14 protein-coding genes are annotated in these 11821 nt (G+C 70.1%); 8 read left to right on the forward strand and 6 right to left on the reverse strand.

Annotated elements, in window-relative coordinates:
- The first annotated feature begins 12 nt into the window (after positions 1-12).
- A complete protein-coding gene (locus BM228_RS07020; protein ID WP_092038478.1) occupies positions 13-843 on the forward strand; it encodes a collagen-like protein in 831 nt (276 codons plus the stop codon).
- 15 nt (positions 844-858) lie between these two features.
- On the opposite strand, the gene BM228_RS07025 is transcribed toward BM228_RS07020, so the two are convergent.
- Complete coding sequence (locus BM228_RS07025) at positions 859-2088, reverse strand: TIGR03862 family flavoprotein (protein ID WP_092038714.1); 1230 nt, start codon at positions 2086-2088, stop codon at positions 859-861.
- Positions 2089-2357: 269 nt separating this feature from the next.
- Between BM228_RS07025 and BM228_RS07030 the strand changes: the two genes are divergently transcribed.
- The 3 genes from BM228_RS07030 to BM228_RS07040 all read left to right on the forward strand — a co-directional run bounded on the left by BM228_RS07030 (position 2358) and on the right by BM228_RS07040 (position 5403).
- Positions 2358-3881: an MDR family MFS transporter gene (locus BM228_RS07030; protein WP_208611996.1), complete on the forward strand. Its 1524-nt coding sequence runs from the start codon at positions 2358-2360 to the stop codon at positions 3879-3881.
- A 10-nt stretch (positions 3882-3891) separates the two neighbouring features.
- On the forward strand, positions 3892-4212 hold the full coding sequence (sugE, locus tag BM228_RS07035) for a quaternary ammonium compound efflux SMR transporter SugE (protein ID WP_092038480.1): 321 nt from the start codon (positions 3892-3894) through the stop codon (positions 4210-4212).
- Between the two features lie 159 nt (positions 4213-4371).
- A complete protein-coding gene (locus tag BM228_RS07040; protein ID WP_092038482.1) occupies positions 4372-5403 on the forward strand; it encodes a TerC family protein in 1032 nt (343 codons plus the stop codon).
- Positions 5404-5473: 70 nt separating this feature from the next.
- Here the strand turns inward: BM228_RS07040 and BM228_RS07045 are convergent, their stop codons facing one another.
- The 3 genes from BM228_RS07045 to BM228_RS07055 all read right to left on the reverse strand — a co-directional run bounded on the left by BM228_RS07045 (position 5474) and on the right by BM228_RS07055 (position 7418).
- Positions 5474-6232, reverse strand: coding sequence for an N-acetylmuramoyl-L-alanine amidase (locus BM228_RS07045; RefSeq protein ID WP_092038483.1), 759 nt, complete (start codon positions 6230-6232; stop codon positions 5474-5476).
- Between the two features lies 1 nt (position 6233).
- Positions 6234-6995, reverse strand: a complete 762-nt coding sequence (locus BM228_RS07050; RefSeq protein WP_092038485.1) for a TerB family tellurite resistance protein — start codon at positions 6993-6995, stop codon at positions 6234-6236.
- Positions 6996-7148: 153 nt separating this feature from the next.
- On the reverse strand, positions 7149-7418 hold the full coding sequence (locus tag BM228_RS07055) for a hypothetical protein (protein ID WP_007560631.1): 270 nt from the start codon (positions 7416-7418) through the stop codon (positions 7149-7151).
- 206 nt (positions 7419-7624) lie between these two features.
- Here BM228_RS07055 and BM228_RS07060 point away from each other — a divergent pair, with 206 nt between their 5' ends.
- Positions 7625-8269 carry an urease accessory protein UreE gene (locus BM228_RS07060; protein ID WP_092038486.1) on the forward strand — a complete coding sequence of 215 codons (645 nt, stop codon included), beginning with the start codon at positions 7625-7627 and terminating at the stop codon, positions 8267-8269.
- 91 nt (positions 8270-8360) lie between these two features.
- On the opposite strand, the gene BM228_RS33645 is transcribed toward BM228_RS07060, so the two are convergent.
- Entirely contained in the window at positions 8361-8615 is a 255-nt protein-coding gene (locus BM228_RS33645; RefSeq protein WP_139234057.1) for a hypothetical protein, read from the reverse strand.
- A 103-nt stretch (positions 8616-8718) separates the two neighbouring features.
- Between BM228_RS33645 and BM228_RS07065 the strand changes: the two genes are divergently transcribed.
- Positions 8719-9522 carry an outer membrane protein gene (locus BM228_RS07065; protein ID WP_092038488.1) on the forward strand — a complete coding sequence of 268 codons (804 nt, stop codon included), beginning with the start codon at positions 8719-8721 and terminating at the stop codon, positions 9520-9522.
- Between the two features lie 94 nt (positions 9523-9616).
- Positions 9617-10174 (forward strand): RES domain-containing protein, encoded by a 558-nt coding sequence (locus BM228_RS07070; protein ID WP_092038490.1) that lies wholly within the window; start codon positions 9617-9619, stop codon positions 10172-10174.
- Positions 10175-10239: 65 nt separating this feature from the next.
- Here BM228_RS07070 and BM228_RS07075 read toward each other — a convergent pair whose 3' ends face one another.
- Complete coding sequence (locus BM228_RS07075; protein WP_092038492.1) at positions 10240-10452, reverse strand: hypothetical protein; 213 nt, start codon at positions 10450-10452, stop codon at positions 10240-10242.
- 432 nt (positions 10453-10884) lie between these two features.
- Between BM228_RS07075 and BM228_RS07080 the strand changes: the two genes are divergently transcribed.
- Entirely contained in the window at positions 10885-11760 is an 876-nt protein-coding gene (locus BM228_RS07080; RefSeq protein WP_092038493.1) for an SDR family oxidoreductase, read from the forward strand.
- Positions 11761-11821 lie beyond the last annotated feature (61 nt).

Here is an 11821-nt window from a genome sequence, read left to right on the forward strand (position 1 = left end):
CACGGTCCGAGCATGCGCCCAGTCCTCGCCTTGACGATCCTGCTCGCCCTCTCCGGAGCGGCCTCAGCCCAGCAGCCGCCGGATCCCGGCCCCGCCCCATCCGCCGAGGCGCCTTCGCGCCAGGCCAGGCCGCGGCCCCGGCACGCGCAGGCCCCGAGCCAGCCGATCATGGTCTACGACGCCCGGATCGAGGCCGGCGACCTGCGGATCTCGGGCTCGGTTCGCAAGCCCGGGGCGATCGTGGTCTTGGACGACGACATCTCGATCCAGGCCGACCGGCGCGGGCGCTTCACCTTCCGGGTCCCCTACCGGCCGCCGACCTGCGTGGTGACCCTCAAGGCCGAGCCGGACGAGCGCGAGGCCGTGGTCGCGAACTGCGCCGCCGAGGGACCGCCGGGTCCGCCCGGCCCTCAGGGCGCCGCGGGTCCGCCCGGAGAGACAGGTCCCAAGGGCGAGGCGGGTTCCAAGGGCGATGTAGGTCCGAAGGGCGACCAGGGACCGAAGGGCGACCAGGGGCTCAAGGGCGAGCCGGGCGCTCCGGGTCTAGCGGGGTCCAAGGGAGATCAGGGGCCGAAGGGCGAAGCCGGGCTCAAGGGTGAAGCCGGAAGCAAGGGCGAGCCCGGCCCGGTCGGCGGGGCAGGGGCGAGGGGCGAGGCCGGCGCGTCCGCCCTCCGGGCCGTGCGCAAATCCGACTGCGCGGGCGGCTGCACCGTCACCTGCCCGGCCGAGGAGGTTCTGGTCACCGCCCACTGCCTCAAGGTCGGCACCCCGGTCTATGACGGGGAGGGGGCTGCCTGCCCGGCGGAAGCCTCGGGGATCGTCGGGTTCTGCACCCGGCCGTGAGCGGAGCCGGTGGCCTTAGCCACCGGTCTCGTGCAGCCAGTCCAGCATCCCGGCGGCGGCGGCTCGGCCGCCCGCGAAGGCGCCCTGGAGCAGGTAGCCGCCGGTCGGGGCTTCCCAGTCGAGCATCTCGCCGGCCAGGAACAGGCCCGGCCGAGCGCGCAGCATGGCCCGGCTGTCGAGGGCGTCGAGGCGCACCCCGCCGGCCGTCGAGATCGCCCGCTCGATCGGGGCCGAGCCGACGAGGTCGAGGGGCGCGGCCTTGATCAGCCCGGCCAGCGCCTCGGGCTTAGCTGGGAGGGCGTCCGCCACCTCCCGCAGCAGGCCCACCGCCACCGGCGAGAGTCCTGCGGCCTTGCGCAGGCGGGTCGCAGCCGAATCCCCCGGCCGGGCGCCAGAGAGGCGGCGGGCCAGAGCGTCCCGGGTCAGGTCGGGACGCAGGTCGACGATCAGGCGAGCGCTTCCCCGCGCGGTGATCGCGTTGCGCAGGATGCGCGACAGGGCGTAGACCGCCCCGCCCTCGATCCCCGCCTCGGTGATCACCGCCTCGCCCCGCACGGCAATGCCGTCACAGGCGAGCGCCACCCGCTTGAGCGGTGCGCCGGCAAACCGCTCCCGGAACAGGTCGGACCAGGCTACCGTAAAACCGGCATTGGCCGGCTCCAGGGGCGTGACCTCCACGCCGAGCCCTTCGAGAAGCGGCACCCAGCGCCCGTCCGAGCCGAGCCGCGGCCAGCTCGCCCCGCCGAGCGCCAGTAAAGTGGCCTTGGGCCGGATCTTGACGGCGCCATCCGGCGTCTCGAACTGAAAAAAACCCTCGGCGATCGCCGTGAGCCGGTGGCGGGTGCGGATCCGGACGCCGAGGCGGTCGAGCCGCGCCAGCCAGGCCCGCAGCAGCGGCGACGCCTTGAAGCTCGTGGGAAACACCCGCCCGCTCGACCCCACGAAGGTCGGCTCGCCGAGCTCCGCACACCAATCCCGCAGCGCCTCCGGGGGGAAGGCCGCGATGGCTTCGTCCAGGTGGCCGGCGGGATGGTAGCGCGCCAGAAAATCCGCGCGCGGCTCGCTGTGGGTGAGGTTGAGGCCGCCGCGCCCGGCGATCAGCAGCTTGCGGCCCACCGACGGCATCCGGTCGTAGACCGTAACCGCGCGGCCGGCCTGCGCCAGCACCTCGGCCGCGGCCAACCCGGCCGGCCCGCCGCCCACGATTGCGATCTCTTGGGCGGTATCCTTGATGTCGTCCGGCATCCGCCTGGAAAGCGGCAGGCCGCCCATGCCTGTCAAGGCGGAAGGGCCGGGGAGGGGCAGAAGGAGGAGCCGTGCGCTGCGCGCCATGCAGGCTCACCAGCAATGCGGTGGGAACCAAACCCACCCACAGATAAGTTCTTCTCCGTTCTTCGCCTTGCGTAGATCGGCAACCTCCGCGTGAGGGCCGTCGACGCACACCCTCCTTCGTGCCGAGCCATCATCCGCACCGGATGCGAACGGCCGTGCAGCCCGGACCAGAGGTCAGACACGTGGGTCGTCCCATCGCCGTCACCGGGCTCTCGGCGCAGCCGGCCCCCGCCGCCGCCCGGGAGCGCCTCAGCCCGCTCGAGATCCGCGCGATCGTGTTCGGCCTGATGACCGCGATGCTGCTCGCGGCCCTCGACCAGACCATCGTGGCGACCGCGATGCCGACCATCGGGCTCGATCTCGGCGACGCCGCGAACCTGCCCTGGATCGTCACCGCCTACCTGCTGGCCTCCACGGCGGTCACGCCGCTCTACGGCAAGCTGTCCGATATCCACGGCCGGCGGATCATGCTGCTGATCGCCATCGCGACCTTCGTGCTCGGCTCGCTCGCCTGCGCGGTGGCCCCCACCATGGTGACCCTGGCGCTCGCCCGGGGCCTCCAGGGCATCGGCGGCGGCGGGCTGATCGCCCTGTCGCAGACCATCCTGGCCGACATCATGCCGCCCAAGGAGCGGGCCCGCTACCAGGTGGTGATCGCCGGCGTGTTCGTGGCGGCCTCGGTGGCGGGGCCCCTCCTCGGGGGCTTCTTCGCCCAGCACCTGCACTGGTCGCTGATCTTCTGGATCAACCTGCCGATCGGTTTCCTGGCCTTCGCGCTGACCAACGCCAAGCTGAAGCTGCTGCCGCGCAACGAGCGCCGCCACACGCTGGACTATCCCGGGGCGATCCTGCTGATCCTGAGCTCGACCACCCTGTTGCTGGCCCTGAGCTGGGGCGGCGTGCGCTATCCCTGGGGCTCGGCACCGGTGCTTAGCCTGCTCGCCCTGGCTTCCGTGCTGGGCAGCCTGTTCGCCGCGCGCCTCGCCACCGCGGCCGAGCCGCTGATCCCCACGGAGGTGCTGAAGGACCGGGTGGTCTACAGCGCCACCCTGTCCGCCTGCTTCGCCATGGGCACCTTCATCGGCCTGACCATCTACGTGCCGATCTTCCTCGAGGGCGTGATCGGCCTCACCGCCAGCGAATCCGGCGTGGCCCTGGTGCCTTTGATGGTCGGCACCGTCACCGGGGCAACGCTGTCGGGCCGGTCGATGCTGCTGTTCCGGCACTACAAGCGCGTGCCGCTCGCCATGATGAGCCTCAGCATCGTCTGCTGCGCCGTCATCGCCCTGGAGGGGCGGGCGCTGCCGTTCTGGCTGATGGAGGTGCTGTTCGCGCTGCTGTCCATGGGGATCGGGACGATCCTGCCGCTCTCCACCATCGCGATCCAGAACGCGGTGGAGCCGCACCAGCTCGGCATCGCCACCGCGGCGATGAATTTCTTCCGCTCGCTCGGCGGCGCGCTGATCGTGGCCGCCTTCGGGACGATCGTGCTCGGCGGTGCCGCCGGGACCGGGCACGATGTCGAGAGCCTGATCCGCGGCGCCGACCCCGCGCAGCTCGCCCTGACCTTCCGCTCGGTGTTCCTGGCCGCCTGCCTCGGCCTGGTGGCGGCCTTCGGATTCCTGGCCTACATGGAGGAGCGCCCCCTGGGCGAGCGTCCCGCGGCGAGGCCCGGCGGCGCACCGGTCGCCGACACTCCGACATGAGGCACCCATCTTGGCTTGGCTGATCCTGCTCGCCGCCGGCCTGCTGGAGGTGGTCTGGGCCTACGCGATGAAGCGCTCCGCGGGCTTCACGGAACTGATCCCGAGCGTCGTGACGGTGGTGGCCGCCCTCGGCAGCTTCGTCCTGCTGGCCTTCGCCATGCGCAGCCTGCCGCTCGGCACCGCCTACACGGTCTGGACTGGCATCGGCGCGGTGGGCGCCTTCCTGCTCGGCATCCTGATGCTCGGCGAGAGCGCGAGCCCCCTGCGGATCGCCGCGGCGGCGCTGATCGTCTCGGGCCTGTTGCTGATGAAGCTCTCCGGGGAAGCGTGAGACGCGGGATCATCCGGCCGCCGCGTCCGTGCCCTTGAATCGCCCGGTTCACCCGCTTAACTCGCCCTTATCGGCTGCGGGCCCCTCTGGCGGGCGCTGTTCAGCGCCCGTGATGTCGGAGCCGATGCTTTCCTTCCGGAATCGCATCAGGTCCCGCACATGATGGACGTCCTCACCGTCGTATGGCTCGGTAAGCCGTTGTGGATGTGGCTGGGCTTTCACGCCCTGGTCGCATCCCTGCTGGCCTTCGATCTCGGGCTGCTGCACCGGGACAAGGAGCATGAGATCGGCGTGCGGGAGAGCCTGCTGCTGACCGGCTTCTACCTGGCGCTGGGCCTCGCCTTCGGCGGCTGGATCTGGTGGTATCTCGGGCCGCAGGCCGGCGAGGAATACGTCACCGGCCTCGTGGTCGAGAAGTCGCTGTCCATGGACAACGTCTTCGTCATCGCCATGATCCTGGCCGCCCTCGGCATCCCTCGCGCCGCCCAGCACCGGGTCCTGCTCTGGGGCATTCTCGCCGCCGTGCTGCTGCGCGGCCTGATGATCGGGCTCGGCGCGGCGCTGGTGCACCAAGTCCACTGGGTGCTGTCGCTGTTCGCCGCCTTCCTGATCTTCGCCGGCCTAAAAATCCTGTTCTCGGGGCCCGAGGAGGAGGGCGACTTCCAGAACAGCGCCGTGGTGCGCTGGATCAAGAAGACGTTCCGGGTCACCCCCGAGCTGCACGGCCAGCATTTCGCCGTGCGCCGGCCCGACCCGGCCACCGGCCGGAAGGCCCTGTGGTTCACCCCGCTGGCCCTGGCGCTGGTGCTGGTCAACGGCGCCGATGTGATCTTCGCCGTCGATAGCGTGCCGGCGATCTTCGCGATCACCACCGACACGTTCGTGGTCTACACCTCCAACATCTTCGCGATCCTGGGGCTGCGCGCCCTCTACTTCGCGCTCGCCGCGATGGTTGACCGGTTCGCCTATCTCAAGACCGCGCTGGCCTTCATCCTGATCTTCATCGGCGCCAAGATCGTGGTCGCCGACACGTTCGGGCTGATCCACGTCCAGCCCTGGGTCTCCCTGGTGGTCACCCTGTCGCTGCTGACGATCGGCGTGCTCTACAGCCTGTGGCGCACCCGCACCGACGCCCCGGCGGTCGCCACCAGCCCGGCGCACGGCCACGAGGCGCGAGCCCACCGGGCCTGAGCCGTAGAGCATCAGGGCTCCGCCCTGATCACCCGCCAAAGGGCTGAGCCCTTTGGAAACCCCGGGGTTCTCAGCCCTGTGCCGGCAGGGCGGCGATCAGGTCGCGCAGGGTGGTGATGGTCGAGGCGTCGGCCACGCCGTCCACCCGCGCCTGCCGGAAATGGCGCTGGAACGCCGTAACGACCGCATGCGTGCGCGCGTCGAAGGTCCCGGTCACCGGCAACTCGTAGCCGTAGAGCGCGAACATCGCCTGCAGCGCCTCTACGGGCTGGCCGGCATCGCCCTGGGCGAAGAACCGGCCGTCCCGCAGGCTGGCTGGCGGCACGCTGTGGCCGACGCCCTCGGCGGCGAGGCGAGCCCACGGAAAGGTCTCGCCCGGATCCTCCTTGCGCTCGGGTGCCACATCGGAATGGGCGAGCACCCGCTCCCGCGGGATCGGCCAGCGTCCCAGGATATCACGGGCCAGGGCGATCACCGCGGCGACCTGGGCCTCCGGGTAGGGCGGCAGCCCGCCGGCATGGCCCGGATGGACGATCTCGATCCCGATCGAGCGAGAATTGAGGTCGGTGACGCCCTTCCACGCGCCCCGGCCGGCATGCCAGGCGCGGCGCGCCTCCGGCACCATCTGGACGATACCGCCATCCTCGAACACGAGGTAATGGGCCGAGACCTCGCTCAGCGGATCGCGCAGCCGCGCCAGCGCAGCGGCCCCGCTGTCCATGCCGGTATAGTGCAGGATCAGCATGTCGGGCCGCATTCCGCGGCGCTCGCCATGGTTCGGCGAGGGCGCGACGCGGCGGGCGAGGGGGCTGTCTGGGACGAGGCTCACCCTACCCGCGCTCCTGCACGATCCGGTCATAGGCCGCGTTGATCGCGGCGAGCCGCTTGGTGGCGATGGTCACCGCCTCAGCGGGCAGGCCCCGGGCGAGCGCCCGGTCAGGATGATGCTCGGCCACCAGCAGACGGTGGCGCGCCTTCACGGCGGTCTCGTCGGCCTCCCGGTCGAGCCCGAGGACCGCGTAGGGATCATCCGGCAGCCGCACGTGCCGGGCCGCGATGCGCTGGAAGGCCGCCTCGTCGAAGCCGAAAATGCTCGAGACGGCGCGCAGGTAGCGCTCCTCGGCCTCGTGGAGCGCCCCGTCGGCGGCCGCGATCTGGAACAGGCCGTCGAGCACGTCTTCGAGGAGGGCTGGCTCTTCGCCGAAGGTTGATGCGAGTTGGCGGGCGTAGGCTTCGAAGCCGCCGGTGGTTTTCTTCGCCAAATCGAACAGGCGCTCGACGCCAGCCCGCGCAGAGTCTTCGACGTGAACGACCCGGCCGAAGGCCTCGACCTCGGAGGGCAGCACGACGCCGTCGGATTTCGCCATCTTGGCAGCCAAGGCCACCAGCCCGGTGGTGAACACCACGTCGCGGGGCGTCGGGCCGAAGGGCGCACCGACCCGGTCGACCAGAAAGTGGCCTGCGACGCCGCCGATCAGCGCTCCGAGCGGGCCACCGACGGCGAGGCCGAGCCCGGCGCCGCCGAGCTTGCCCCAAGGACCTTGAGCCTTGCCCTGAGGTTTGCCCTGAGGCTTGTCGACCTCCTGGGTCATGGGCGGGCCGATCCCGTGCGGAATCGTCGACTCGGTGCGATCATGGGAAGCGGTTTCGCGTCCGGCACCGGGGACCGCCCGGCCGAAGCCGGGATAGCCGCTCCTCAAGCCAGGCGGAAGGGCCGGAACGCGCCCGCCCCCCGCTCTGGCGTCTTAGCGACAGTAGATGTTGCCGTAGGCATCGCGGTAGGTGCCGTAGGGGCAGCGCGGCGCGGTCGAGGCGCCCACGATCGCACCACCGGCGCCGCCGATCGCGGCACCCGCCAGGGCACCGCCCGCGCGGCCCGTGGCGGCGGCGCCGATGGCCGCGCCGGTGAGCGCGCCGAGGCCGGCACCGCCCAGAGCCCGGTCCTCCGGGGTGTTGCAGGCGCCCAGCGACAGGGCGGCGATGGTGGCGAGGGCGGCTGCGGTCAGCTTCTTCATGGTCCCCTGATCTCCCTTGTGCATCCGGTCCGGTCGTCGGCCGTGATCGTCGCGGATCGCCGCGAGCTTAGCAGGAAAGGAATGCCTGCCCTACGGCTAAGGTTCCACGCGCGGCCGGAGTTGCGCCCACTTCCCGTCTCGCCCTATGCCACCGTAGAGAGGCGGCGCTTCGGCCGGGGCGCCGCGGCGTCATCCCCGAGGGTCCCATGTCGAGAGCCACCACGATCGTCCGCCGGGCCGCGGTTCGTCCCGACCGCGTCGCCGACACGGTGAGCCTCGATCACGCCGCCCGGGCGGCGGCCTCCGGGTCCCTGGTGGCGGAGGGCGGCCTCGGGTTCGAGGTGGCGCTCACCAAGGCGGCGGCGCTGGAGGACGGCGACGCCCTGCGCCTGGAGGACGGCCGCCTCGTCGCGGTGCGGGCCGCCTCGGAGGATCTTCTGGAAGTGCGCGCCGAGAACCCGGCCCGACTGACCCGGCTGGCGTGGCAGCTCGGCGGCAACCACGTCCCCGCCGAGATCGCCGCCGACGTGCTCTACGTCCCGGCCTCCCCGGCCAATGCCGAGCTGATCCGCGGGCAGGGCTGCACCGCGAGCCCGGTCTCGCGCCCCTTCCGCCCCGAGCGCGCCGCGCACGACCACAGCACCTGCGGGCATGATCACGGCCATGAGCATCACGGCCAGGATCATCACGGGCATGACCACGGCCACGCCCATCATGATCACGGGCACGACCATGGCCATGATCACGGCCATCACGATCACGACCGTGCCGAAGCGCATGATCACGCCAAGAGCCATGACCATGCGCATCACGGGCATGTCCACGGCCCCGGCTGCAACCACGACCATTAAGAAGCCGCTCGAGCGGCTACCACGGCCTCAAGGGCTTCCGGGCGAAGCTCCCGCCGCCGTCATGGCACGTGCAGCGACGCAACCTCGGGCTTTAGGCTCCCAGAGCCCGGCGTGACTCCGGGTCGCTCCACTGCGCGCGATGACGACGCGGGATGATCATCGGGTGGCGCAATCCACCCGGCGCTGCCCTCGCCCAATGCCGGCCGCCGCCAAATCGTCCCGCCGAAGAACAGCCGCAATGCAATTCCGGATCGCCACCAATACCGGAGCATAAAAATACAGCTTTCTTTTTCATTTCCATTTCTGAAATATTTGCGCCACACAATTGCAAGAGGCGCTCGAACAATTCGCTATCTTGCTCATGCTGTTAAGTGTTGCATCTACATCACAGACTTTAGGCCAAGCTTTCGATACGAAAGCCAGGAATTCATTTCTTGGGCCGCCATTCCATGCGTAAGATCGTTGCTTCCCTGACAGCCTTTACGGCGCTGACGGCCGCCGCGTCCGCAGCGGATCTGCCCCGTCGGGCGTATACGCCCCCGCCGCCGCCCGTGCCGGTCTTCACCTGGGCCGGACCGTACTTCGGCATCAATGCTGGTTACATCACCACGACCAAGGACAGCGTGACGACGGCCGGCGTGTTCCCGTTCAACGACGGGGTCCTGGTCGGCAATCGTCCGGCTGCGCAGGCCCTGCCGCGGGACGGATTCACCGGCGGTGGCCAGCTCGGCTACAATTATCAGTTCACGCCCGGCTCGGGCTTCGTGGTCGGCGCCGAGACCGATCTGGCCTACACCGACCTGAGCCGCACCCGCAGCGCCACCGGGCGCCTCGGCGGGATCAGCACCTTCCGGCAGCTGGGCAACTTCCTTGGGACCGTGCGCGGGCGCGTCGGCTATGCCTTCGACCGCACCCTCGTGTACGGGACCGGCGGCTTCGCCTATGCGAGCGAGACCTACCGCGGCGTCTTCCAGACGGCGAACGGTCAGCCGAACTTCTATGGAAGCAGTGCGCGCGTCGAGACCGGCTATGCCGTCGGCGGCGGCATCGAGTTCGCGCTGCCCACCGACTCCGTGTTCAACGTCTTCCATTCCAATGCAGTGACCGTGAAGGGCGAGGCGCTCTACTACGATCTCGGCCGTCGCACCGTCCCGCTCGTGGCGGTCGGCCCGGGCGTCGGCGCCTACGCCGCCCGCTTCCGGAACGAGGGCGTGCTCGGCCGCTTCGGCCTGAACTACAAGTTCGGCAGCTAGCGCATCGGACGCTTGGTAACGGGCGGAGGGGCTCTTCCAACCCTCTCACGTTCATTGCCATGACCACCGCGCCAAAGCCGGGTGATCTGACAGCATGAGTCGTCAGATCACCCCCGCCGACACCCGAGCCCTCTTGCGTCGGGTGGAAGGGCGCTTCTTTCGTTCGGTCCTGGCCGACAGAGTGCAGCAGGTCCTGTCACCGCCGTCACCGGAGAGTGCCGGCCGTTACCACCGGCTGGGACAAGCCGCTCTGTACATGAGCCCGAGCATCGCGTGGGCGACGATCGCCGTTTCAGGATACATCCGCGAAGAGGGGCGCCCGCGCGTGGTCGTCCCTCTCGTCATGAGCGAAGCCTACGTCCTCGACCAGCATGACGAAGACGCATGCCGATCCGTCGGCATCGATCGCAACCAATCGAAGGTGTCGTGGCGTCAAGCCTTGGCCTCCGGGCAGGAGCCGCCGTCCTGGCGGAATGCCGACGCGGCGCGTGCTGCTGGAGCGGACGGGATCATCGATCGCTCTCGGTTGATACCAGGCGGCTGGCACATCTGCCTCTTCCGCTGGAACGAACGCGGCGGTCCATCAATCGTGGTCTGCGGAGAACCGCGACGGATCGAACTGCGTCCCGACGGACCGAAGTGGGGCCTTTAGGCCGCTCCGGAGGTGGGTGTGTCAGCGTATCGGCGAACCGCTATCCAACTTCGGCGGCGAGCGCTCTAAAGCCGCTTCGGCACGGGCCGCCGGCAGTAGGCGCGTGCCTCCGTCTCCGCGAGGCCGTCCTGGGCCGCCACGCACTGGTCGAGGGTGAGCCCGATGCTGGCCGCGTAGGGCTCGTTCGGCGACAGGGCCTCGCGGGCGAGGCTCGCGAGGTAGAGCAGGAACGCGGCTGCCGCGAGCAGCAAAGCGGCCACGAGGGCGCGGTTCAGCATCGTTTCCCGTCCCGGCCTCGCCGAAGGGCCGTGCGGCCTCACGGGAAGCCCACCAGCAGCTGCGCCAGCGCGAGAAGCACGAGGCCCGCGCAGATCAGCACGAGGGCGGTGCGATCGAAGCCGCTCCGGCGCATGGCGGTCCGACCTAACACACGCGGCGGGCCGGGACGCTCACTGGATCAGGCCCCATAGGCCCGTGGCCAAACCGAAGGCGAGCGACAACAAAGCGGCGCCGAGCAGCGCACGGTCGATGCGGCGCACGACCCGATCCTTCGGTTGATCCTCGACCATGGCGACGCCTCCCTCAGGCCAGAGACTGGCGGCCGCCTGTTGCTGCCCTGTGTCCGTCGTGCCGGCCCGGCGCGTCGGCACGGCGCAGGAACACCCCCGGCGCCCCCCCCGTTGGACTCACATCCCAACGAGAGACTCCGCATGACCACTGATCCGCTGCACAAATACCCGCGCCCGCCGTTCGAGGCTCAGCCGCAGAGCTTTCCGGGCAAGACCGGCCGAATGGCACCCGAGCCCGACCACGGCGAGGACAGCTACAAGGGCTCCGGCAAGCTCGCCGGCCAAGTCGCGCTGATCACCGGCGGCGACAGCGGCATCGGCCGCGCGGTGGCGATCGCCTATGCCCGCGAGGGCGCCGACGTCGCCATCTCGTACCTGCCCGAGGAGCAGGCGGACGCCGAGGCGGTGAGTGGCTGGATCGAGAAGGCGGGCCGCCGCGCGCTGCTGCTGCCGGGCGACCTCAAGGACCCGGCCTATGGCCGCTCGCTCGTCGCCCGCACGGTCGAGACGTTCGGGCGCCTCGACGTGCTGGTCAACAACGGCGCGTTCCAGCAGCCGAACAAAGGCTTGGATTCCATCGAAGACACCATCTTCGAGGACCATTTCCGCACCAACGTGTTCGGCCCGTTCTACGTGACCAAGGCGGCTCTGGCCCATCTGAAGCCCGGCGCCTCAGTGATTTTCACCTCGTCGGTCAATTCCAAGCACCCGATGCCGTCGCTCATGGCCTACAGCGCCACCAAGGGCGCGCTGAGCAACATGGTGCTCAGCCTCTCGCAGCTCCTGGCCGAGAAGGGCATCCGGGTGAACGGCGTGCTGCCCGGCCCGATCTGGACCCCGTTCATCCCGTCCGGGATGAGCCAGGATTCGGTCAAATCCTTCGGCGATCAGGTGCCGTTCGGTCGCCCGGGCCAGCCGGCCGAGCTCGCCTCCGCCTACGTGATGCTGGCCTCGGAAGAGAGCAGCTACACGTCCGGCGCGCTCATCACCGTGGCCGGCGCGATGCCTGTCTTCTAGGGCCAGCAGATCCCGGGTTTCCAAAGGGCCCGCGGCCCTTTGGTGGGGTTCGGGGCGCGAA

The organism is Methylobacterium pseudosasicola (assembly GCF_900114535.1).
GTDB classification, from domain to species: Bacteria; Pseudomonadota; Alphaproteobacteria; order Rhizobiales; family Beijerinckiaceae; genus Methylobacterium; species Methylobacterium pseudosasicola.